This is a genomic window from Lacticaseibacillus sp. 866-1 (assembly GCF_016861825.1).
Taxonomy (GTDB): domain Bacteria; phylum Bacillota; class Bacilli; order Lactobacillales; family Lactobacillaceae; genus Lacticaseibacillus.
Genome location: NZ_BOLU01000015.1, coordinates 22,510 through 45,972, shown reverse-complemented (window position 1 = coordinate 45,972; position 23,463 = coordinate 22,510). Strand labels below are relative to the sequence as shown.

The 23,463-nt window shown below is 57.1% G+C and carries 19 protein-coding genes; 1 reads left to right on the top strand and 18 read right to left on the bottom strand.

Going from position 1 to position 23,463, the window contains the following annotated elements:
• Nucleotides 1-375: 375 nt before the first annotated feature.
• From JUE30_RS06180 to JUE30_RS06115, 14 genes are all read right to left on the bottom strand, one after another.
• Nucleotides 376-3,480, bottom strand: a complete 3,105-nt coding sequence (locus tag JUE30_RS06180) for a glycoside hydrolase family 38 C-terminal domain-containing protein (protein WP_203624092.1) — start codon at nucleotides 3,478-3,480, stop codon at nucleotides 376-378.
• Nucleotides 3,481-3,606: 126 nt separating this feature from the next.
• Entirely contained in the window at nucleotides 3,607-4,260 is a 654-nt protein-coding gene (locus JUE30_RS06175) for an amino acid ABC transporter permease (protein WP_203624091.1), read from the bottom strand.
• Between the two features lie 17 nt (nucleotides 4,261-4,277).
• A complete protein-coding gene (locus JUE30_RS06170) occupies nucleotides 4,278-4,922 on the bottom strand; it encodes an amino acid ABC transporter permease (RefSeq protein WP_125756870.1) in 645 nt (214 codons plus the stop codon).
• The gene (locus JUE30_RS06165; RefSeq protein ID WP_203624090.1) at nucleotides 4,919-5,746 is read right to left on the bottom strand and encodes a transporter substrate-binding domain-containing protein; all 828 of its coding nucleotides are present in this window, start codon (nucleotides 5,744-5,746) and stop codon (nucleotides 4,919-4,921) included. Before JUE30_RS06165 ends, JUE30_RS06170 begins: the two co-directional genes overlap by 4 nt.
• A gap of 11 nt (nucleotides 5,747-5,757) precedes the next feature.
• A complete protein-coding gene (locus JUE30_RS06160) occupies nucleotides 5,758-6,495 on the bottom strand; it encodes an amino acid ABC transporter ATP-binding protein (RefSeq protein WP_304599160.1) in 738 nt (245 codons plus the stop codon).
• A 299-nt stretch (nucleotides 6,496-6,794) separates the two neighbouring features.
• Complete coding sequence (locus JUE30_RS06155) at nucleotides 6,795-7,625, bottom strand: DUF6681 family protein (protein WP_203624089.1); 831 nt, start codon at nucleotides 7,623-7,625, stop codon at nucleotides 6,795-6,797.
• An 11-nt stretch (nucleotides 7,626-7,636) separates the two neighbouring features.
• Entirely contained in the window at nucleotides 7,637-8,056 is a 420-nt protein-coding gene (locus JUE30_RS06150) for a hypothetical protein (RefSeq protein ID WP_203624088.1), read from the bottom strand.
• 130 nt (nucleotides 8,057-8,186) lie between these two features.
• The gene (locus JUE30_RS06145; protein WP_203624087.1) at nucleotides 8,187-8,618 is read right to left on the bottom strand and encodes a Fur family transcriptional regulator; all 432 of its coding nucleotides are present in this window, start codon (nucleotides 8,616-8,618) and stop codon (nucleotides 8,187-8,189) included.
• A gap of 69 nt (nucleotides 8,619-8,687) precedes the next feature.
• Complete coding sequence (locus tag JUE30_RS06140) at nucleotides 8,688-9,263, bottom strand: guanylate kinase (RefSeq protein WP_203624086.1); 576 nt, start codon at nucleotides 9,261-9,263, stop codon at nucleotides 8,688-8,690.
• 97 nt (nucleotides 9,264-9,360) lie between these two features.
• Nucleotides 9,361-10,551: a C40 family peptidase gene (locus JUE30_RS11340; protein ID WP_203624085.1), complete on the bottom strand. Its 1,191-nt coding sequence runs from the start codon at nucleotides 10,549-10,551 to the stop codon at nucleotides 9,361-9,363.
• 237 nt (nucleotides 10,552-10,788) lie between these two features.
• On the bottom strand, nucleotides 10,789-11,895 hold the full coding sequence (locus tag JUE30_RS06130) for a C40 family peptidase (protein WP_203624084.1): 1,107 nt from the start codon (nucleotides 11,893-11,895) through the stop codon (nucleotides 10,789-10,791).
• Nucleotides 11,896-12,139: 244 nt separating this feature from the next.
• Complete coding sequence (locus JUE30_RS06125) at nucleotides 12,140-12,487, bottom strand: hypothetical protein (RefSeq protein ID WP_125756887.1); 348 nt, start codon at nucleotides 12,485-12,487, stop codon at nucleotides 12,140-12,142.
• A 113-nt stretch (nucleotides 12,488-12,600) separates the two neighbouring features.
• Nucleotides 12,601-13,863 carry a tyrosine--tRNA ligase gene (gene tyrS / locus JUE30_RS06120; RefSeq protein WP_203624083.1) on the bottom strand — a complete coding sequence of 421 codons (1,263 nt, stop codon included), beginning with the start codon at nucleotides 13,861-13,863 and terminating at the stop codon, nucleotides 12,601-12,603.
• A 275-nt stretch (nucleotides 13,864-14,138) separates the two neighbouring features.
• Nucleotides 14,139-14,486 carry a helix-turn-helix transcriptional regulator gene (locus JUE30_RS06115; protein WP_125756890.1) on the bottom strand — a complete coding sequence of 116 codons (348 nt, stop codon included), beginning with the start codon at nucleotides 14,484-14,486 and terminating at the stop codon, nucleotides 14,139-14,141.
• A 188-nt stretch (nucleotides 14,487-14,674) separates the two neighbouring features.
• On the opposite strand from JUE30_RS06115, the gene JUE30_RS06110 reads away from it, so the two are divergent.
• Nucleotides 14,675-15,610, top strand: coding sequence for an FAD:protein FMN transferase (locus JUE30_RS06110; RefSeq protein WP_203624082.1), 936 nt, complete (start codon nucleotides 14,675-14,677; stop codon nucleotides 15,608-15,610).
• A 45-nt stretch (nucleotides 15,611-15,655) separates the two neighbouring features.
• Here the strand turns inward: JUE30_RS06110 and JUE30_RS06105 are convergent, their stop codons facing one another.
• The 4 genes from JUE30_RS06105 to glgB are packed head-to-tail and all read right to left on the bottom strand — an operon-like array spanning nucleotide 15,656 to nucleotide 23,177.
• On the bottom strand, nucleotides 15,656-17,428 hold the full coding sequence (locus tag JUE30_RS06105) for a glycoside hydrolase family 13 protein (RefSeq protein WP_203624102.1): 1,773 nt from the start codon (nucleotides 17,426-17,428) through the stop codon (nucleotides 15,656-15,658).
• A 6-nt stretch (nucleotides 17,429-17,434) separates the two neighbouring features.
• Nucleotides 17,435-19,828 carry a glycogen/starch/alpha-glucan phosphorylase gene (locus JUE30_RS06100; RefSeq protein ID WP_203624081.1) on the bottom strand — a complete coding sequence of 798 codons (2,394 nt, stop codon included), beginning with the start codon at nucleotides 19,826-19,828 and terminating at the stop codon, nucleotides 17,435-17,437.
• An 18-nt stretch (nucleotides 19,829-19,846) separates the two neighbouring features.
• Complete coding sequence (gene glgA / locus JUE30_RS06095; protein WP_203624080.1) at nucleotides 19,847-21,280, bottom strand: glycogen synthase GlgA; 1,434 nt, start codon at nucleotides 21,278-21,280, stop codon at nucleotides 19,847-19,849.
• Nucleotides 21,273-23,177 (bottom strand): 1,4-alpha-glucan branching protein GlgB, encoded by a 1,905-nt coding sequence (gene glgB / locus JUE30_RS06090; RefSeq protein WP_203624079.1) that lies wholly within the window; start codon nucleotides 23,175-23,177, stop codon nucleotides 21,273-21,275. The genes glgA and glgB overlap by 8 nt, the downstream gene beginning before the upstream one ends.
• Between the last annotated feature and the right edge of the window lie 286 nt (nucleotides 23,178-23,463).

Here is a 23,463-nt window from a genome sequence, read left to right as displayed (position 1 = left end):
AAAAGGCGCGAGCTAGAGAGAATCCCGGAAGACAGGAAAAGCGCCCCTAGCAAATGATTTGCTAAGGGCGCTTGCGCGCGTTACCACCTTAATTCGCCTAGTCGTCGCCAACTAGACCTCTGAGCGTACGGCCGATTCATTCGGCAATATGCCATTGCTGTAATGGGCGCAATCCCAGGTGCAACTTCCGTAGTCGCCGCACCAACTCATAGCCTACTTTCGCTGATTGACCATCACCGCTTTCCACTCACCGCGGCTCACTGACATGGCTGACTCAGCTACTCTGCTACTCTTCGTCTTTATTGACAGTCATACTAAATGAAAATCTGATAAGTGTCAAGCACTTATGTGAGAAAAGTATGAGAGCTTCCGAGATTAATTCCGCTTGAAGGCCACGGTCAAAATCTGGTACGGCTTCAGCGCCAGGTCAAACGCGCCATCATCCCCAGCGGTCAGCTCAGCCACTGGCGATTCATCCAGCTCCACCCGCTCGGCACTGGCAAAAGCGAAGGTCGGCGAAATGCGCAGCTGCGTGTCGCCAGGCGTGTTGTTGTGCAACCGCAAGATGACCGCATCACCGTCCTCGCTCGCCTTGATGGCATCGACCTGAACCGCGTCCGCCTTTTCAAACGTGAACAGCGGCGTCAGGCCGCTCGCCGCATTTTGCCGCACGACCACGGGGTCGTTCAAGTCCGCGGCTGCTTCCGCCACGCGCCCTTCGATGAAGTCGCCACGGTGCGGCAGCAAGCTGTAGGTGAACTCGTGCAGTCCCTGATCCGCATCAGTATCCGGGTAGACCCCACACTTGATCAGAGACAACGACAGCCCGCGGTCAGTCGCCGCATAACCGTACTTGCTGTCGTTAAGCAGCGCCACCCCAAAGTTGCGCTGGGAGAAGTCGGCCCACTGGTGGCCGACGACCTCGAACTTGGCTTGTTCCCAGGAGGTGTTGCGGGCAACCGAGCGCTGAATGTTGCCGAACTGGATGTCGTACGTCGCCTGATCGGTCAGGACGTTCAGGTCAAAGCTGGTCCGCAGCAGCAGTTCGTGCTGATGCCAATCAGCCGTCGTCTTGAAGTCAAGCCGGCGTGAGTCATTTTCGGCAATCAACGTTTGCGTGACCGTCGACTGGTCAAACCGGTACTTGAAGACCACGCGGCAGCCGGCCGCTTCCTGATACGTCGTGATCGACTCAGCAGAAAGCGTGCGCGACTTATCCGGATAATCGGCATCAATGTTCCAGTTGGAAAATGAGGTCGGCCGGTCTTCATAAATGGTCAGAACATTGCCCAGGCCGCCTGTTTTGATGGCTTCCCGGTCGTTGTCCTTGTCGTACACGGAGGTCAGCTGCCCGGCCGCATTCCACTTGATCAGATAATGCGGGGTTTCGATCTGGTTCGTCTGGCTAGGGGTCGGTGCGGCCGCTTCACCAATTGGGGTGAAGGTCAACGCGGTTGTCCCCAAGGCCGGCACGGTGACATTAGGCAACACATAACCCGTGCCTAAGCGCTTCGCCTGAACCGTCGTCCCCGCCGCGGTCTTAAACTCACCTGCTTGTTTCTCAGGCACAAATGCCGCCGCTTTTTCGCCAAGCAGGGGATTGCTCAGCTCAATGCCGCTAGTTTCAGCAGTGCGCGCAGCCGTGATTTTGGCCAGTAGGTCAAAAGCCTCGGCGTAAAGCTTATCAACATCCTCGTAGGCCTCGCCAATGGCGGAACCCGGCAGCACGTCGTGGAACTGGTTGCGCAGTAAAATCTCCCAGGCCCGGTCGAATTCGGCCTTCGGGTATGGCGTCCCCTTTTCCACCAGCGCAGTAGTCGCCAGGATTTCGGCGCGGCGCAATGCGAGTTCAAGCTTGCGGTTGTTGCGCTTCGTCTTCGCCTGCGAGGTGTAAGTGCCGCGGTGGAACTCCAGGTAGAGCTCACCGTTCCACTCCGGATAGGTCTCCTCGTTGCCTTTGACTGACTGCTCCAGGTCATTGAAGAAATCGGCGACCGTCTTGTTCTTGGCGTGCGGCAGGCCTGGCAGCGCGTCGATCACGTGCAGGTTCTCAATCATTTCCTTGGTCGGACCGCCGCCGCCGTCACCAAAGCCATAAGGCATCAGCAGCACGTTGGACTTGTCCTTATCCTTGTACTCGTGGTAAGAGCCCATTACGACATGCGGCGAAATCTCACCGTTATAGGTGTAGTTCCAGACCTTGGACTGCGAGTAATCCTCGGTGCGTTCAACCGTGGTTAAAAATTGTGTCAGCACGCGGCTGCCATCCAGCCCGGTCCACATGAACAAGTCATGGGGCATCCGGTTGGTGTCATTCCAAGAAATTTTGATGGTCACAAACCGTTTGATGCCAAAGCCTTGCATGATTTGGGGCAGCGCGTACGAGTACCCAAAAACATCCGGCAACCACATCACGGTTTGCTTGTGGTGGAATTTTTGCTCAAAGTAGCGCGTCCCGTACAGGAATTGGCGCACCAGGGCCTCACCGCTTGGCAGGTTCGTGTCCGGCTCCAGCCAGGTGCCGCCGTCCGGCTCCCAGCGGCCTTCTGCTGCGCGCGCCTGAATCTGCTTGAACATCTCCGGGTCGTCTTCTTCAACAAACTTGTGCACTTGCGGGGTGGAATAGAAGAACTTGAAGTCGGGATAGCGGTCCATCAGGCGCAGCGCCGTCGCAAACGACCGGCGCGCCTTTTCACGCGTGTGGCGGTACCGCCAGAGCCAGGCCACATCGATGTGCGTCTGACCAATAGCATCGACAGCAAAGTCCAATTTTTCGTTTTGGTGCTTGGCAATGAAAGCATCGATCAGACTCAGCGCCTGCTCGGCGTCCTGTTCAGTTTCCGCAGGGGTCGCCGTCGCCCAGAAAAAGCCCTTAAACGCGTGCTTGACCAAGCGAATGTAATCGTAGCGCAGCGGATTATCTTCGCTGAGTTCCGGAATCAGGTTGACGATGTTGCTCAGGTACCGGTATGCTCGGCGCACGGTCCGCCGCTCCGGCCCGCGCTGCGCGGTCGTGAAGACGTAATGCTGAATCTTTTTGGGCCCGCCGCCTTCCAGCCCGGTCCACATCATGATCTGAATATCGACGGTTTGGCCATCATACTCAGGCCCCAAAAACACCTCTTCGTGATTTGAGTCCACGGCCTGACGCGGCTTGCCGTTCAAAAACAGCAGTGCTTCAAACCCGGAGTTGTTGCCTTCCCCAGTCCGTCCCAGATCCAGGCGCAGCACGGTCTCACTGGCCTTGCTGGCGTGCACCTGCACCTTGAAGCGCAGCCAGTAGTAATCGTCGCGGCCGGACCAAGTATCGCCCACCTTGACGGGCTGCCAGTCGGCGTCTGCCGGTGGCACGTCCCGGTGGTCTTCGCGGGTCTCATGCCAGATCTGCATGTCCTGAAGATCGCTGAAGCCAGCGTAAATGGCCTGGTGCAGCAGACGCACCTGCTGGTTCGCTTTGCGCTGATTAAATTCCTCTGTCATTGTTTGCCTCCTTGCTCACATTGGGGCAAGTATAGCGCATACAAATTTAAGTGAAAACATTGACATTTTATTTTAATTTGTTCCACCAAAAAACGCCATCTCCGAGCCGGCGATGACGTTGTGGAACTAGTTGAGGCGCCGGTCGATCACATGCGACGCGACCGACAACGCATAATTGACGATGAAGTAGAGCAGCGCCAGCGCGGCGAACATCGGAATCGTGTAATTGACGTTCTGCCCGTAAATGATCTGCGCGTGCTGCGTCAGTTCAGGCAGCAGGATGATCGTGGCCAAGCTGGTATCCTTAACCAGGGAAATGAACTGAGAAACCAGCGGCGGGATCATTTTCTTAAAGGCCTGGGGCAAGATGATCTGAATCATCGCCTGCGAGTAGGTCATGCCGTTGCTGCGCGCGGCCTCCATTTGACCGATCGGCACTGCGCCGATCCCGGACCGAATAATCTCGGCCAACATGGCAGACTCAAACACCGTCATCGCGATGATCGACGCCGGGATGACGGACAGCCGGATGCCGATGTTCGGCAGCGCGAAGTACGTGAAGAACAAAATCAGAAGCAGCGGCAGGTTGCGGATCAGGTCGATGATGAACCCAACGATGGCGCTGAAGTACTTGATTTTGACGTACCGAGCGACCCCCAGCAGCGTGCCGATGATGAAGCTGAAGAAGATGGACACCACCGAAACTTCGACGGTGACCCACAGACCGCGGAGCAGGTAGGACAGGTTGACAGCAGAGTAAGCATTAATAAAGTTTTGCATATTCTCGCTCCCCCTTCCTATGCCCGTGACCAGTGTTTTTCAAGGTACCGCATCGCGTACGACATCGGCATCGTGACCACCAGGTACAAGACCCCGACCACCAAGTAGGTGTCAAAGGTGTTAAAGGTGGTGGCTGCAATGATCTTGCCTTGATACATCAGGTCAAAGCCCGCAACGAAGGCCAGAATACTCGAATTCTTGACCAAGTTGATGAACTGATTGCCAAGCGACGGCACCACGATCTTGATGGCCTGCGGAAACACGATGTGCACCATGGCCTGCGTGTAGCTGAGGCCGTTGCTGCGGGCGCCTTCCATCTGGCCGGCGGGCACGGCCTGGATCCCGGCACGCACAGTTTCGGCGATGAAGGCCGAGGTGTAGATTGTCAGGCCAATGGTCCCGGCAGTGAAGCCGTCCATCTGCATCACAAACTGCGGCACGATGACGTAAAAGGCCATTGTGATAACCAGCAGCGGAATGTTGCGAATGAACTCAACGTAAGCCTTGCCGATGACGCGGACCCATTTCTTGTGCGAAATCTCAAGCAGCGCAAACACCGTGCCGATGATCAAGCTGGCGACCAAGGCGATAATCGAGGAAAGCAGCGTGTAACCCAGCCCGGAAATCAGGGTGCCAAAATTGTTCGTCAAGATGTTGATCATGGCTGCACCTCCTGAACGTCAAAGCCCGGCACGTCGCTGAACCATTTCTTAAGCAAGCGTTCGTAAGTTCCGCTTTTTTGCAGCGTGTCCAGCGCCTGGTTCATCGCGTTGGTCAAATTGGTCTGGCCTTTGTTCATCGCGATGCCATACGGCTCCTTGGTGAAGGTGCCGCCGACCACCACGTAACGCGGATCCTGCTGCGACATCCCGTAAAGGATGCCGTTATCAGTCGTCAACGCGTCGCCTTGATGGGACTTCAGCGCCGTGAAAGCCTGCGAGTAATCGGACAGCTGCAGCACCCGGGTATCTGGCGCCGCCTTTTTAATGTTGTCCACCGAGTTTGAGCCCTGAACCCCGATAACTGAGGTGCCCTTCTTCAGGTCCTTGACTGACTTGATCTTACTGCCCTTGGCAACCAGCAGCGACTGGCCGGCAGAAAAGTAGCTCTTGGAAAAGTTGAGCTGCTTGAGCCGCTCTGGCGTGATCGTCATGGTGCCGATCACGGCGTCGACGTTACCCGCCTTTAGCATTGGCACGCGGGTGTCCGAGGTGATTTGGGTCAGCTCTGCCTTGCCATTTTTGCCCAGGATCTGTTTGGTCAAGGCCTTCGCCATGTCTACTTCAAACCCTTGGATCTGGCCAGTCTTAGTATTCATCAGCCCGAACAGGCGGGTGTCGGCCTTGACGCCCCAAACGATCTTATCGGTCCGCTTGGCGCGGGCCAGCGCATCGCTATCTGCCACGGACTTGCCGCAGCCGCTCACCACCAGGAGCATGGCAAGAGCGGCAAAAAGCACGCCGAGGCGGCGAATTCTTTTAGCCATAGTCTCCCCTCCTAGTGGTTCAAGATCTTACTGATGAATTCCTGCGCCCGCGGTTCCTTCGGGTGATCGAAGAAGCCGGCCACGTCGGAAGAGTCCTCGAGGATCTGGCCGTCCGCCATGAAGACGATGCGGTCGCCCACGCGCTTGGCAAAACCCATTTCGTGGGTGACCACGACCATCGTCATGCCCTGCTTGGCAATTTTTTGCATGACGTCCAACACGTCGCCAATCATTTCCGGATCAAGCGCCGACGTCGGTTCATCAAATAAAATGGCGCGCGGATTCATTGCGAGCGACCGTGCGATGGCGACCCGCTGCTTCTGGCCCCCGGACAGGGCGGCTGGCAACTTGGGCGCCTGGTCGGCGAGCCCGACCATGTCCAGCAGATCCATGGCCTCCTTCTTGGCTTTTGCCTGATCCTCTTTGAGCACCAATGTCGGCCCCAGGGTGATATTTTCGAGCACCGTCTTATTTGCGTAAAGATTGAAGTGCTGGAAAACCATGCCGACGTTCTTGCGGATGCGGTTCATGTCCGTTTTTTTGTCCGCCAGATCGAAATCGTTGACGATCAATTGACCGGAAGTGATTCGCTCCAGGCCGTTAATCGTGCGCAGCAGCGTACTTTTGCCCGAGCCAGAGGGCCCGATGATGGTCACGACCTCACCACGGTCGATGGTCAGATTGATGTTCTTTAACGCGTGAAACTTTCCATAGTATTTCTCGACGTCGTGAAATTCGATCATTGACATCGTGATTCCCCCTTTACGCAAGCAAAATATAGTGCGCAGTGCTTGCGTCTAGAATACCGCGTCAGGACAACTGTTTGCAAGAATAATGACCTGCAAATTAGGTGTCAAGTCACGGCTTGATAACCACCCGCACGCTCTGCTAGCCTGGAAGCCGTTTCAGCGTGCCGCATCCGGCCACGGTTTCAAGACGCTTGTCAGCCATTTGAGAACAATCTAGCGGACAAAAAAACGTCTGAAACATTGGTCGAATTATCATATCTATTAAATAATTCTACCAATATTCAGGCGCGGTGCAAGTTTTATTGCGGCGTTGTCACTTTTGGCCGCGGCGTGTACGCCACTTGGACGCTGATCGTATAAGGCGCGTGTTCGGTCAGCAACCCGGCGCGGCCGGGCCGCTTCGATTCGCCGCCTTGCAGAAAAACGTGGGCAGCAGCGAGCTGATAATCCTTTTCTGCCTGCTTGACCGGCATCAAACCGACCTGTGTGATCTCGCCCAGCACCACCGGCTGCAGGGCATTCAGCCCGCCATACACGAGCAGGTGGCCATTTTCTTGGCTCAAGCGGAAGTATGGCAGGTCAAACGGACCGCCCATCGCGGACACCGGCTTGTGTGAGTGCTGCGCCACCCGCAGAACGGCCCGCTCATCAAGCCCTTGATAATTTAATGTGAGCGCGCCGGTTTTCACCAGCTGGTCGACCAGGACGGCCAGCGCGTGCTGCTGCGCGTCTGAGCTGATCACGGTCGTCGGCAGCAGCTGCTGGTCAGCGAACAGCCCGCTGGCCGCGCCGGACTGATTCTGCCGCGTCAGGGCGGATTCGGCCTCTTTCATGCGTTCCGGATTCCCACCAAGGAGTTTTTCCACCTTGGGCGAGATGTCAAACGGCACCGTTTTGTCCGTGTAGTAATAAATCACATTCAGCACAACGAAATACAGCAGGACCAAAAACAGTAGCAGAAACAGGACCCCTTTGATGCGGTAACCGGGATAGCGGAGGCAAGTGATGGCTAGATACAGAATGTAAAAGTTAGCGGCACCCGCCACCACCGTGAACGCCTTGCCTTTGGCCTTATCTTGAATGTTGAAATAACTGAGCAGTCGGTTGAGGACGTCTAAAGCCGTCAGCATGTACTCACCTCCTATTGATTGGTGCTGGTTGCGTCAGTGCCGCCCTGGGTCGTGGTGCCGGTCTGGGTGCTGGAGCTGCTGCTCGAGGCTGGCTTGCTGCTGGACGTGACGCTGCTTTCGCTGCTGCTCGAGGACTCTGCCCCTTCGCCGGTGGTGGTTTCAGGCTGGCTTGATGAAGTCGAGGCACTCGAGGCCGCCGGCGCGCTGGAAGACTCGGCCGGCTTGCTGCTCGACGATGAGGCCGGACTGCTGGACGACGACGAGCTGCTATCTTTAGCCTTCATGCTGGACACCAGGGAGCTCTGTGCCGCCGGGGACTTCGGCGTGCTGGTCGGGTTGACCGTGTTATTGATCCAGTTATAGCCGCTGATCAAAATGATCAGCGACACGATTGCCGCCGGTGACAGCAGCGGCGGAGTACGATAGGCCATTACTGGTCCTCCTTTGAAAACTTGCTACCTTGATTCTAACTTAAACGACCAAGGTGTGCGCTTAAGAAAGCCGAAAAGCACACAATCATCGCATTTTGGCCACTAAAAAATCCCGCCACCGCGGGATCGATTATCGGCCAAGCTTCTGCGCACAGGCCGCGCACAAGCCATAAAGCTCAAAGTTGTGGCTGGCGATTTTGGCGCCGGGCAGCTGGTCTTCAAAGTATTCCAGCGGGCACATTTTGACTTCCTGGACCCGGTGGCAGTTGGTGCAGATGAAGTGGTGGTGGTGCGGGTGCTGGAAGTCGCACTGCAGCTTCACAATAGCCTGCTCGTTTTCCACGTCGCTTTCTAAAATTCCAAGCTGTTCAAAGGCCTTCACATTACGATAAATCGTGTCATGGGACAGCCCCGGATACTGGCTGCGCATGTACCGATCCAGCTGGGTCACCGGCACGAAGCGCCCACTTTCGTCCAGATAAGCGACCAACGCCCGGCGCTGCTTGGTGACCCGCATTCCGCTTTGTTTCATTTTTTCAATTGCAATTGTTGCCTGTGACATAGTGGCCTCCGTTTTAATCGGACTGATTACGATTTAGTTCAGTCTATCATATCAGGCGCCTAGCCGCAATTACCCCTTGGCCACTGCCGCCTGAGTCAGCTGCTGCATGAACGCATCGATCTGGCGGCACGCCTGCTGCCAATCGTCATTTTTGATGACCGTCGCGACGTCAGTAAGCCCTGCTGGCAGCTGCAAGTCGCGCTTATACTCCGGTGAGGCCAACCGCTTGGCCACCATTTCCTCGGGATCCCCGCGACTCAATAAACGCCGCCTCAGAATCGACGGATCCTCAATCGTGAGATAAAGCACGGCCAGCCGATTGCCCAACTGACGCGCATAGGTCAAGGCCCCCTTGGTGTCCAGCACGATCGAGACAAAATCGCCATGGGTCCACGCGCGATTCAGAGACTCGTAAGAACTGCCGTACTCGTAGCCCGCATAGGTGACATGCTCGATGTAATGATTCGCGGCAAAGCTTTCTGGCGTTTCAAAAAAATAATCCACACCATCCACCTCGCCTGGCCGCCGCGGCCGGGTGGTGTGGGTCATCACCCGGTCAACGCCGTAGTGCTTTTTCAGGTAGGAAGAAACGGTGGTCTTACCAGTGCCGGTCGCGCCAGTGATCACGATCAATTTGCGCTGCATGAGTGCCCCTCCTTGGTTGTTAGGCCCATTTTACCTTAAAACCAGCAATCAAAAAAGCCGGCAAATCGCCGACCTCGTTGAGTAAATGTTTAATTGGTTAGATCCGGCGAGCATTGGTTGGCGTCCATGAACCGACGCTCTGAGTCGTCACGGTCTGGCCAGGATTTGGCGCGTGAACAAAAGTGCCACCGCCGATGTAAATCGCAACATGGTAAGCTGGCGCACCCCAGAACAGCAAGTCACCCGGCTGCAGATTGGAAAGTGATACCGGTGACCCAATCTGCTGCAGTTGTGAAGCCTGGTGAGGCAGGCTGCCAAGCCCGGCGAGCTTAGCGGCGTAAACCACTAACCCGGAGCAGTCAAAGGATGAAGGACCAGCAGCGCCCCAGACGTAAGGTTTCCCGCGCTGAGCCAGTGCCGCGGCCACAAAGCCGGACATGTTACTGCCGTAATGAGCGGCCGGGGTCGCCGATGCAATCGTCGTCGCAGCGGAAGCGGCCGTGTGATGACTCGTTGCCACCACTGCAGCTTGTGGCTGGGCCTTAGCCGTGTTGGCCTGGGCAACCAGTGCGGCAGCAGCATCAGCAGTTGCCTTGGACACCGAACTCTGCAAATTGGTCAACTGCGCTTTGTTTGCTTCGACCTGAGCAGAAAGATCGTTAGCCTGCTTGGTGGCGCTAGCCTTCATTGTCTCAAGTTTGGCCTTATCGGCAACCAGGGTGGCTTTGCTGGTAACCAGCTGCTGCCGCTTGGCTTCCTGCTCGGATTTCAGTGATGCGACCTTCGCCTTTGCTTCCTGAACCGCAGACAGGGCTTCCTGGCTAGCTTGGTTCAGCTTGTTGACGGTGAAGCCGCGAGAAACCAAATCGGACAAGTTCTTGGCGTTCAGCATGAAGTCCATGTAGACATTACCAGTAACGGAATCGCCCACCTGCTTTTGCAGCGAAACCAGTTGGCGCTTCAAAACCGCTTTACGACTGTTGACCTCAGCGGTGGCCTTCTGAATCTGGCCATCGTAATCGGCGATCTTAGTCTCAGCGGCATCGATACTGTCCTGGGTGTTTTGAATCGAAACGACTTTGTCAGAGATTTGGTTGTTGATCTTGCTGACATTAGCCTGTGCATCCTGCAGCTTGGTCACAAGTGCCGCTGTGGCCGACTGGTTCTTCGAAACGGCACTCTTCGCGTCGCTGACAGAATCGGCGGAAACGATTGTCCCGGTACTTAAGGTGCCGGCACTCAGCAGTGCAGCCACCGCGATAACTGATAAGGCTTTGGAAATTTTCATTAAACATTCACTCCTCAATGAATCAACTGTAGACGAGTGTAACAAGCGAACGTTACAGAGGTGTTACAGCGAGGTTAACAATCAAAGACTGTCAGGTCGCCATTTGTTGCAATATGGCAAATGCAACATTTCCCCCACTTTCGAGAGGTGTACATGCACAAACCAGAGAATAAAACAAGCCAAAATTGGCACAGAAAAAAGCTCACACCGAGATGCGAGCTTACATTGCGAAACCGATTAAAGCCGCCGCGCAAAATTCGGTCGGTAGCCGTTGATACTGGCAGTGTGTACGCGATCGCCAGGCTTAGGCGCGTGCACGTAGGTGCCACCGCCAACGTAAATGGCGACGTGGTAGGCCGCGCCAACGCGGCCCCAGAAAAGCAAGTCTCCCGGCTGCAGACTGCCCATTGAAACATTTTGCCCCATCGAGCTGAGAGCCTGGGAAGTGTGGTAAGTGCTCAGCGCCGGAATGCCAGCTGCTCGTCCAGCCACGTACACTAAGCCGGAACAATCAACCCCAGCAGTGGTCTTACCACCAGAAACGTATGGCACCCCTTGCATCGCCAGGGCATTTGCCACCAGTGAGCCGCCATTGAGGGTCGGCCGGGACGGCGCAGCCTGAGTGGCTGGTGTTGCGGTCTCCTGAACCAGCGCCTTGGCTGCCGAAGCAGTACGCTTACTCTTGGCGCTCGTCAGCGCAACGAGCTGCGGCTTGCTGGCGGCCACTTTTCCTTGCAACGCAGTGGCGTCCGCTTTGGCCTGTGCGGTGGCCTTATCCAATTGAATTTTAGCCGCTTCCAGCTTAGCCTGATTGGCCACTAACTCGGCCTTTTTCGCTATTTCCGCCTGCTTCAACGTCTCCGCCTTCGCCTTGGCGTCTTGAATGGACTGAAGCGCCTCCCGTGAGGCCTGGTTAAGCTTGTTAACCGTAAAGCCCCGGGCAACCAAGTCTGAGAAGTTCTTGGCATTGAGCAAAAAGTCAACGTAGACGTTGCCTGTGGCCGAATCGCCGATCTGCTTTTGCAGCTCAACCAGCTGGTTTTTCAGCACCGCCTTGCGACTTTTCACCTCAGTAGTGGCGTTATCGATTTGCACCTGATATTTGCCAATTTTACCTTGCGTATCATCGATAGCCGCTTGAGTTTGAGCAATTTTTGTGACCAGGTTTGAGGCCTCATTACTGGACTTTAGGACCTGGTCCTGAGCTGCTCGCAACTGTTCGATCACGTCAGTTGGCTGACTCGTGCTTGCCGTCGGGGCCGCCGAAACCATCGTTTGGGATCCGCCGGCAATCCCGATCAGCGCGGCAGCCCCCAAAGCGGCCGCAATCTTCCCTAACCTCATATTGACACACTCCTCTGTTTTGACTGTCATCAACATATCAGTTGGAAGTTACACCGGCGTTACAGAGTAGTTAATAAACCGAGTCAATTCCCGGCGGGCAAAAATGTTTTTAGCCCAAAGCAAAAGCACTCCTGCACCACGATTCATTGATCGAATCGCGGTGCAGGAGCGCCTGTCAGTTGGGCGTCGTTTTGTGAAACGCGACAAAGGCAATTTGGCCTGCTCTCAACCTGAGCAAAACCACTTATTCAGCCCGAACGGGGACGACCTCCAGGTGCAGCTGAAAGGCCTCGGTTCGATCCATCACCGCGATGATGAAGTGATCATCGGCAAACCAGCTGACCGAAAGTGCATCGCCGGTGGCTTCCTCCAGCCGATGCAGGTCGACCGGCCGCTTGATGGCAAACGTCAGCACCTGCTCAGCCAGCTCATGGATATCCGGCAGCGGGCAGGCCGAAAGCTCCGCGTTGAGCAGCCGCAGGGCTTCGTGGCCCGCCGCCTCAAAACTGAGCAGCCGCTGGCCGTCCAGCCCAGAATAAAAGACGGTCAGCGACTGATTTTGATAAGTCGCACCAATCACCGAATAGGCCATGCCGAATTCCCCCTTTTTTATTAGTATAGCATCCTGACCCGAGGCCACGCTGGTGGCGGCCACGAAAAAAGCGACGCTGCCGTCGCTTTATTGACCTCTTCTGGGCCGGACGCTTACTTTTGAATCCGGACCAGAAAGTACTTCTTCTTGCCGCGGCGCACGATTGTGAACGCGCCGTCAAAATGCGCGCTCGGGTCCACGGTGAAGTCAAGGTCGCGCCGCTTTTCACCATTAATGGTGATAGCACCGTTTTGGACGTCTTCGCGTGCCTGCCGCCGTGAAGATTCGATGCCGGTGGTGTCCACCAGCCAAGTCACAATGTTCTCAGGGGCGGCCGGCGCCGTTTTGCTTGGAAACTGCTTGAAGCCCTGCTCGATTTCCTCAGCCGTCAGGTCCTGCACATCGCCAGAGAACAGTGCGGCGGAGATGGCTTCAGCCTGGTCGACGGCTTTCTGGCCGTGCACGAACTTGGTGACTTCCTGGGCCAACCGGCGCTGCGCTTCCCGGTTTTCCGGATGCGTCTCAGTTGCCTCGACCAGATCCTGAATCTCTTCTTTAGATAAGAAGGTGAAGAACTTCAGAAACTTTTCAACGTCCTGATCATCCTGGTTGAACCAGAACTGGTAGAACTCGTAGGGCGAGGTCTTTTCGGGATCGAGCCAAACCGCGCCGCCGGCCGACTTGCCGAACTTGGTGCCATCCGACTTAAGCATCAGCGGGTTGGTCAGCCCGTACACCTTGGCGTCCGGACCTTCCACCTTGTGGATCAGGTCGATGCCGGCGGTGATGTTACCCCACTGATCGGCGCCGCCCAGTTGCACCTGCACGTCCTCGGTTTGGTACAGCTTCAAAAAGTCGATCGACTGGAGGATCTGGTAAGTGAATTCGGTGTATGAGATCCCGTTTTCCAGCCGGCTGGCCACCACTTCCTTGTTCAGCATCTGGTTGACCGGGAACAACTTGCCGTAATCGCGCAGAAAATCAAGCAGGCTGAGCTTACTAAGCCAGCTGTAGTTGTCAACGATGCGGAAATTGTCCGTGCCAAACAGGCGCTCCATCTGCACAGTCAGCTTTTTCTTGTTCTCGTCAATGGTGGCCATTGTCTGCAGCACGCGCTCGGAATTGCGACCGGAGGGGTCACCAATCGAGCCGGTGCCGCCGCCAATAACGATCACGGGCTTGTGCCCCATCAACTGGAAGCGCTTCAGCATCATGAACGGGATCAGGTGCCCCACGTGCAGCGAGTCGCCGGTCGGATCAGTCCCCACGTAAATGCCAACATGCTTTTCAGACGTTAACTTGCGCAGACCGTCCTCATCGGTGAGTTGATTCAAGGCGCCACGCCACGCCAGCTCGTCTAAAATATTCTCTGCCATTATGTTCCTCCTATTAAGGTTACGACCGAAAAAAAGCCCTGTTCGCATCTGCAAACAGGGACGGAAAATTCCGCGGTACCACCCACGTTATGGCTAACCAGCCATCACTCTCGATGAATAACGCCATCACCCGTAGGCCATGCTGCGAAGGTGTAATTCGTCAGGCAGCGAAGGTCGGCTTTCATCCCCCGCCGACTTTCTGAGGCATCCGCTGCTAAACTACTGAACTTCCGGTCGAAATATTGTCCTTAGTGTCCCACCATAGCGGCCTACTGTCAATCTTCGTCTGCCGTTTCGGCCGCCCGCGCCCGCAACGCCGCGGTGATCCGCTCCAGCCGGTGAATCGTGTCGTCAAGTGTCAGATAGTAGTACACAACGTTGCCTTCTTGGCGTGACCCCACCATGCCAATATCGTGCAGCGTCTTCAGGTGGTGCGAGGTGGCCGGCTGCGAAAGTCCTATCTCTTTCGCCAAATCGTTGACCTTGACTCCTTGACCGTCTGAACTCTGCCCCAAAATCATGAGTAATTTCTGCCGATTTGCATTGGCCAGCGCGTTCAAGTGCCCGATATCCGCCTTAAACTCAGTCAAGGCCGCCTCGTGGGCCGCCGTGTAATTGATCATCACCAACACCTCCAAAGTATTTATTGATTTATATAATACTACTTTTATTTGCCCTGTCTTGACATTTTTTAAAAATATTTTTTGCCAACAATAACTTTAGTCCCCGTCGCTTGAAAACGTTTCCCAATGGCAGGATAATAAGAGCGAATAGCGTGCCGGCATCTGGCACTCAGAAAAGAGGTTTCCCAATGACATCTACCTTTCAATTCGACGGCCTCGGCGCCAAGAACACTTTGACTATCTACAGCGGCGGTGAGCCTGGCACGTTTGACAGAAGTGTCGCCCTCGTCTCTGCGTACGCCAAGCTCCTGTCCTTCTATGACTCGACCTCGCTGCTCGCGCAAATCAATCAACAGGCCGGCCTATCGCCGGTGCAGATTCCGGTGCGGCCGGTGTTCAACCTCATTGCGCGCGCCGTGGCGTGGAGCAAGCGTGGACTGGGATATAACGCCTTGATTGGCCCGCTGGTCGGGTTGTGGCGGATCGGTTTTGACGACGCCAGCGTCCCCTCGTCCGACCAGATCAAGGCAAAACTGGCACTGACGGATCCCGACCAGGTCATTCTGGACTCTGAGGCGCAAACCGTGTTTCTCAGCCAGCCCGGCATGGCCCTGGACCTTGGCGGCATCGCCAAGGGCTTCATCCTCGACGAGCTGGCTCACTTGTGGACGCGCCGCGGCGTTACCGGCGGCCGCATCGACCTGGCCGGCAACCAGGTGCTGATTGGCAACAGTGAAGGCGGCGTGCCACTGTGGCAGGTTGGCCTACCGGATCCGCGCGACCCGAAGAATCCGCCGATTGCCACCTTGACCACGGCCCCCAAGGCGCTGGTCACGACCGGTATTTACTTCCGGCACTTCGATCGCCGCGGCCACATCTATCACCATTTGCTCGACCCGCAAACCGGCAGCCCGGTCGAATCCGACATGGCCAGCATCACGGTGGTCGCCGATTCCGCCGAAAAGGCCGACGTGCTATCCTCTATTGGCTTCTATGCCGGCCTGCCAGAAGGCCTGACCCTGATGGAAAACGAAGGCGCCGAGGCGGTCTTCATCACCAAGGACACGCGCATCAGCCAAACCGGTGGACTGCGCGAAACCCTGATGCCGGAGATGGGCCATTAACTCAATCAGCCGTGAGTCTCTTCAACCAAGAGGCCCACGGCTTTTTTAGTCGCTAGATTGAATCACCTGACCATGCGGCGAGAGCGTTGCCGCCCGCAACAGCGCCTGCTGATCAGTCGTCAAATACCGCAGATCCGCCTGCGCCGGGGTGAAGGTCATCGGCTGATCGGTCGGGTTAAACAGCGCGACCAGCGATTGGCCGGCAGACTCACGCACCACGCCCAGCCCGGCACCAAAAGTGAAACCGGTGAACGCGGCGGTATTTTGCAGCACTGGACGCCGACGCCATGCGGCGGCCTGCTGATAAATGGCCAACACCGCCTGATTTTCTCGACCCCACGGGTAGAACTTGCGATTCTGCGGGTCGGCCCCGCCGGTCAGCCCAGCCTCGTCGCCATAATAACCGACCTGATCGCCAGGCAGCATCGTCCACAGCATCACCGCCTGCGTTAAGGCCGCCATGTTCTCGCCCAAAACGGTCAGCACCCGCGGCGTGTCGTGCGTGCTTAAACTTGTGAAATTGGACTGGAAGACAGCGGGCGGATAGTTTTCCTGCAGCGTCAGGAGCTGCTGCAAGACAGCGGCGGCCGGCTGCTTGGCCAACACAAAATCCAGAATCAAGGCGCGCTGGGGATAATTCATCACGCTTTGCAGCATGTCACCCATCAGGTACGGCCTCCGTGCACCGTACGCGACCTTGTTTGAGGCATCCTCCCAGACCTCGCCGATCAAGACGCGTTCGGGATACTGGTCCAGCAACCGGCGAATCTGACGCAGAAAGCCCAAATCGAGCTCATCGGCGACGTCCAGCCGCCAGCCGTCAACCCCCAGCCCCGTCCAGTAGCCGATCATCGAGTCAGGGCCTTTGGCAATGAAGTCGTGAAAGGACTGGCTCTGCTTATTAATCGCCGGCAGGTCCAAAACGCCCCACCAGCTCGCATAATCATCGGGAAAATGCTTAAAGGTGAACCAGTCCGCGTAGGGGCTCCTCGGATCCTGCGCCGCGCCGACCGTCGGGTAATGGCCAAACGCGTTGAAGTAACGGGAATCGCGGCCAACGTGATTGAAGACGCCGTCCAAGATCAGATGCATCCCCCGGGCGTGCACGGCCGCCACCAGCGCCTTAAAATCCGCAAGCGTCCCCAGCACCGGGTCGATTTTGAAGTAATCACCCGTGTCATAGCGGTGGTTGCTGGCCGCCTCAAAAATTGGACTGAGGTACAGTGCGGTAAAACCACGTGCCGCGATCACGTCCAGCTTTTGAATGATGCCTTGCAGGTTGCCGCCGTAAAAGTCCCAGCGCACCACCTCACCGGCCGCATCCTTGATGTAGTATGGGTCATCACTCAGCTGACCGTACAAAAAAGTGTTGGCCTTTGGGGCGTTCACGTGGCCATCTGCATTGCCGTTGTTAAAGCGGTCGACAAAAATATGGTAGATCCGCGCGTTTTGATACCATGCCGGCACCGTCTCTTGGCGTGCCACCACGGTCAACTGGTACCACGGCGCCTCGTCTTCGCCTTGGTACCAGCTTGCCGAACCGCCGACGCCGCTGCGGCTGGGGGCGAGCACACCATCGCCGGTCGGGCCAGCCGCGGCAAACTGGTACCACCACAGCCCCACAGTCAGCGCCGGCGTGCTGCCTTCAAAGGCCTCGGCGGTGTGCGCCAAATGATAACTGGCCGCCGCTTCCCCGTCTTTTCGGAGCACCAGCGACACCGTGTCGGCGTCACGTCCTTGCACCATGAAGTGGATTGCGGTCCCGGCCACCACTGCACCGCTTGGCGTACGGTCTAAAAACGAATCGTATTCCATCAGTGCCTCCTACTCGTCTGCCGGCTGGCTTGGCAGCACCTGCCAGATTTCGCGGCCGTAGCGGGCAACCGTGAAATCCGCCGCGAACTGCCCGCTAGCGGCGATGTTCGCCAAGGCGACCTTGGCCCACGCCAGCGGCGTCTGGTACAGCGCATCCAGCCGGCGGGACGCCGCGACATAGCTTTCAAAATCGGCCAGAACGAAGTAATTGTCGTTATACTCCAGCAGCTCGTCTTGAATCTCGCGGCCCTCACTGGCGATTCCGGGAATGGACCCGTCTGTCAGCATGTCCACAATGCGGTGGAGCAGCGGATCTTGCTCATACAGCTTTCGCGCGTGATAGCTGTGTTCGCGCTGCGCCGCTTCGACCTGCTGGGCCGTCAGTCCAAACACGGCCATCGTGTCCTTGCCCGCCGCATCGCGGATTTCAATATTTGCGCCATCCAGCGTGGCCAGCGTCAGTGCCCCGGTCGCCATCAGCTTCATGTTGGACGTGCCCGACGCCTCGGTGCCCGCCAGCGAGATCTGCTCTGAGATGTCCGCCGCCGGAATGATCTGCTCGCCCAAACTGACGCCGTAATTGGGCAAAAAGGCGACCCTGAGTTTGGCGTTGACCGCCGGATCGTGGTTGACTAGGTCGGCCACCGCGTTGATCAGCTTAATGACCGCCTTGGCGTATTGGTAGCTTGGCGCTGCCTTGGCGCCGAAGACATGGACCCGCGGCGGCCGCTCCTCACCGTTTTTCAAAGCGAGATAAGCCTCCAGAATGCCGAAAACGTGGAGCAGTTGACGCTTGTACGCGTGCAGCCGCTTGATCTGCACGTCAAACAGCGCAGCCGGAGCTACAGTCAGCCCTAGCTGGCGCTGAATCAAATCGGCCAGTCGCTGCTTATTTGCCTGCTTGGCGGCCATCAGCGCTTTCAAAAAGTCTTCATCAGTTTCAAACTGGCGCAGCTGCGTCAACTGCAGCGGGTTGCGGCGCCACGCTGGCCCGATTTTGCGATCGATCAGCGCTGCCAGCGCGGGATCCGCGATCTGTACCCAGCGCCGCTGCGTGATGCCGTTGGTCTCGTTGGTGAAGCGCTCCGGAAAAATCTGGTAAAGGTCCTTCAGCACGCTTTGCTTCAGCAGCTCGGAATGCAGCTTGGCCACCCCGTTGACCTGATGGCTGCCGATTACCGCCAGAAACGCCATGCGCAGCTGACCGTCAGCAAGCGGGGCCGCGTTGTTCACCACCAGCTCGCCATAGCGTCTGGCGTACGTCAGCCGAAACCGCCGGTCGATTTCCTGCGCGATCTGAAACAGCCGTGGTAACAGCCCCTGGAACATCGCCTGAGGCCAGCTTTCGAGCGCCTCGGCCATCAGTGTGTGATTGGTGTAACTCATGGTGTTGACCGTCACATTCCAAGCCTGGTCCCAGCTCATTTCCTCTTCGTCCAGCAAGATGCGCATCAGCTCCAGCACCGCCATCGCCGGATGCGTGTCGTTGATATGGATAGCGACAAAGTGCGGCAGCACCACCAGGTCGCTATGGAACCGTTTGAAGTGCGTGATGATACTTTGAATCCCCGCCGAGACGAAAAAATACTCCTGCCGCAGCCGCAGCTCGCGGCCGGCCGAATCGGAGTCATCCGGGTACAAGATCTGCGTGATCTGGTTGACCCGCGCCTTTTCCGCCAGATTGTGAACCCGGCCTGGCACTGTCTCGGCGGCCCACAGCCGCAGCGTGTTAACCACGCCGGTGTGGTAGCCGACCATCGGCGTGTCGTAGGGCACCGCCAGCACGTCGTCGGTGTTGTGGGTGATGGCCTGCAGCGTACCGTTTGGGCGCGGCCGCAACTCGACTTGCCCGCCGTACTTCACGATGACCGCACGGTTTTCCTTCCGCGTCTCCCACATGTCCGGATCGCGCAGCCAGTCATCCGGCAACTCGACCTGATAGCCGTCTACAAAGCGCTGCTGGAACAGGCCATACTGGTAGCGAATCCCGTTGCCGTTGCCGGCCATGCCGATACTGGCCATGCTGTCCAGAAAAGCCGCAGCCAGCCGGCCCAGGCCCCCGTTGCCCAGCCCGGGGTCGGCCTCTTGCGCGTAAATGACCGCCGGATCAAGTCCCAGCTTGCGCAGGCCGGCTTCCACCGTGTCCTTAATGCCCAAGTTCAACAGATTCGAGGCCAGCAGCCGCCCCGGCAGAAACTCGATGGAAAAATAGTAAACCTGCTTTTGCTGCGTGCGGTCGTAGTGGTCCTTGGTCTTGGCCCAGTCCTTGGCGTAATAGCGCTTGACCGTTACTGCCAGCGCTTGGTACTGCTGCTGCGGTGACAGCTTGGGCATATCGTCGGCAAACAAGGCCAAGGCATTATCTTCAAATTCGCGGATAAATTGTGCTGTCGTCAGTGCCATGTGTGTCCCTCCACTTTGCTACAGCTGCTGGTAAGTTGCCAAATAGTCCTTCGCCGCGTGGACCCAGTCAAAGTCCTGGGCCATTGCCTGCTGCTGCAGCTGTAAGTATACTTTGGGCTGATCCCGCCAAATTGTTGACGCGCGCACCAGCGTCTCGGCCAGCACCTGCGGGGTGAAATCGTAATACGAAAAACCGGTCCCACCCCCAGTGGTGGCATCGTACGCCTGAACGGAATCGCGCAGGCCGCCGGTTTCATGGACGATTGGCAGCGTGCCGTACCGCATCGCCATCATTTGCGCCAGCCCACTGGGCTCAAAGGCACTTGGCATCACGAAAAAGTCTGCCCCGCCGTAAATTTTCTGGGCCAGCCCTTCGTCAAAACGCACCAGGCTCGCCACCTTGCCGGCAAAGCGGTCATGTAAGTGATTGAAGCCCTCTTCTAGGTCGCTGTCACCAGTGCCCAGCATGACCACCTGAATGTCTTCGCCCGGCAGCAGCATCGCCAGTGCGTCAAGTAGTTGGTCCATCCCCTTTTGCTGGGTCAGCCGTGACACAATGCCAAACAGCGGCACGCTGCGCTGCGGCAGGCCAACCGTTTTCTGTAGGTCGCGCTTGTCCTTGGCTTTGTCCTTCACCGTTTTGGCCGAATATGGGACCTTGAGATTTTGATCCTTGGCTGGGTCGTACAGTTTGGTGTCGATACCGTTCAAGATCCCGCGCAGCTTCCAGGCCTGCCGGCGCAAGGTGCCGTCAAGGTGCTGGCCAAATTCAGGGGTCTGGATCTCCTGTGCATAAGTCGGGCTGACCGTCGTGACCAGGTCGGCAAAGTTGATCCCGCCCTTGAGCCAGTTGACCTGCCCGTCCTGCGCGAACCCGTCATCGTTGAAGAACTGGCGCCCGATGCCAAAGACCGTATCCAAGATGCTGGCCGGAAACCATCCCTGAAACTGCAGGTTGTGAATCGTCAGCTCGGTTTTGATGCTCTGGTACGCTTCAATCCAGGCGTACTTGTCGTGCAGCAGCACCGGGATAAACGCGGTGTGCCAGTCGTTGACATGCAGGACGTCCGGGAAGAAGTCCAGCACCTGAAGCATTTCGATAATCGCCATCTGGAAAAAGCCAAACCGGCCGCCGTCGTCCCAGTAGCCGTATAAGCCATCGCGCCCGAAAAATTCCTCGTTGTCGATCAGATAATAGGGCACGCCGTTCAGGCTCAGCGTTTTAATCCCAACATACTTGGCCTGATCGCCGACTTGCACCGTAAACTGGGCGCGGTCCTTGAGCTTGGCCGCGTACTGCGTTGGCATTTTCTTGCCGTAGTACGGCAGCACCACCCGCACATCAACGCCGGCCTGGTGCAGCGCCTGCGGCAAGGCGTAGGCCACATCACCCAGCCCACCGGTTTTGTAAAACGGCGCGCCTTCCGCCGCCGCAAATAACACTTTAGTCATCGCGTTTCACCTCCATGGAACCTGCTCCTTGCGTCTTCTCTGTCAGCGGCTTGATCAACAGCGCCCCCATCGCCGGCAGCACCACCGCCACGCTGTCTGGCTGGCCACGCTCTAGCTTGCCGCGGGTGCGCAGGCGCCGCTGCAGGTGCGTCCACGTGCCGCCAAACCGCGCACTTTCTGTGTTTAGGACAATCTCGTAAGTCCCGGCGCGAGGGACCGGCACAATGAAGTTATCGCGCTGCTCTGGCAACAGGTTCAACACCACGATCAAGCGGTCCTTGTCTGCTCTGGCGCGCCGCTCGTAGGCGATCACATCACTGCGGTCGCCAATCGTGATGTTAATGCCATGCGCCTGAAAGTCTTCCTGCCACAGCGCCGGGGTCGCCTGGTACAGGTGGTTCAAGACCGTCGTGAAGGTCTGCATCTTCTCATTCATCGGGTCGTTTAGGTCCACCCACTCGAGCTGGCTCCAGTCGCGCCATTCAAGAAACTGACCCCACTCGCTGCCCATAAACAGCAGTTTTTTGCCCGGGAAGGTCATGTGCCAAACTGCCATGGTCCGCAGGTTGGCAAACTGGTTGTAACGGTCGCCGGGCATTTTATGCATCAGCGACTTTTTCCCGTGCACCACCTCGTCATGTGAAAACGGCAGAATGAATTGCTCGTTTTGCATGTAGACCCAAGAAAACGTCAGTTGGTCAATGTGCGCTTGGCGCGCATACGGATCCGTGCTGAAGTACTTGAGCGTGTCGTTCATCCAGCCCATGTTCCACTTGTAATTGAACCCCAGGCCCCCGGTGTCAATTGGGGCAGAAACCTTGGGGTAATCCGAACTTTCCTCGGCGATCATGAGTACATCTGGGTGCGCGGCGAACACCTGCGTGTTAAGTCGCTTCAAAAAGGCGGTGCCTTCCAGATTCTCCCGGCCGCCAAAGCGATTGCGATCGTGTTCTTTGCCGGCATCGTAATCCATGTACAGCATGTTCGACACAGCGTCGACGCGCAGGCCGTCCAGGTGGCACCAGTCCAGCCAGAACATCGCCGATGATAGCAGGAAGCTTTGCACCTGCGCCTTGCCCAAGTCAAAGTTCCAAGTCCCCCACCGGACATTGTCGGCGCGGTGCGGATCGGCGTATTCAAAGGTCGGCGTGCCGTCGAACTGCGCCAGGGTGTCGGTGTTGCGAATGAAGTGCCCGGGCACCCAGTCCATGATCACGCCCAGCCCCAGCTGGTGCGCTGCGTCGATGAAGGCCAGAAAATCCTCGGGCGGGCCAAAACGGCTGGTCGGGGCGAAGTACCCCATCAGTTGATACCCCCAGCTGGCATCCAGCAGGTGCTCCATCAGCGGCATCAGCTCCAGGTGCGTGTACCCAAGCTTTTTGACGTAGGGCAGCACTTCGTTGATGGCCTCGCGGTAGGTGATGTAACTGCCGTCATCGTGCCGTTTGAACGACCCCAAATGCAGCTCGTAAATGTTCAGCGGACGGTCATACGACGGGTGATTCTTGCGCTGGGTCAGCCAGGCGGTATCCTGCCAGGCGTGCTGGGGCAGATCAGTCAGCTTGGCGGCAGTGCCTGGCTTTTTCTCGAACGCAAAGGCAAACGGATCGATTTTTTCGACGATCTCACCCGTGTGGGTCGTCACCTGCACCTTGTAGAGCTGACCGACGGCGCCTGCGTGCTCGCCAAGCCAGCACCCAGTTTCACCAACCGGCTTTAACGCTGCCGGCTGCCAATCAGAAAACTCGCCAACAATTGCAACGGCCTTGGCGTGTGGGGCCCAGACCAAAAACTGCCAGCGACCCGAGTCCACACGGTGCGCGCCAAAACGCCTGAAGCTCTGATTATCATCGCCGCGATTAAACAAATACAGCCACTTGGCTAGCGTCTCATCCATGACTGTCGCCCCCTTGTCACCGCGAGTATATCATGTAAGCGCCATCAATAGTGAAATAAGGCCTTGCGTATGACTCGCGCCTTCACAGAAAAAAGACACGACAAAGACACCATTTCCTGCGAAATGGTGTCCGCGGCCCCCGGGATAAGCCCGGGGACTTTTATTGCAGGGTCGCCCCTGCCTGCTATCCCCGTCGCGTTGCCGCTTCGAGTCGCTTGATTAAGTTAGGAAAGTGATAGCAGCATCCTGCCATGCGTCCTGAAAGGACCCCACGCGATTAACGTGG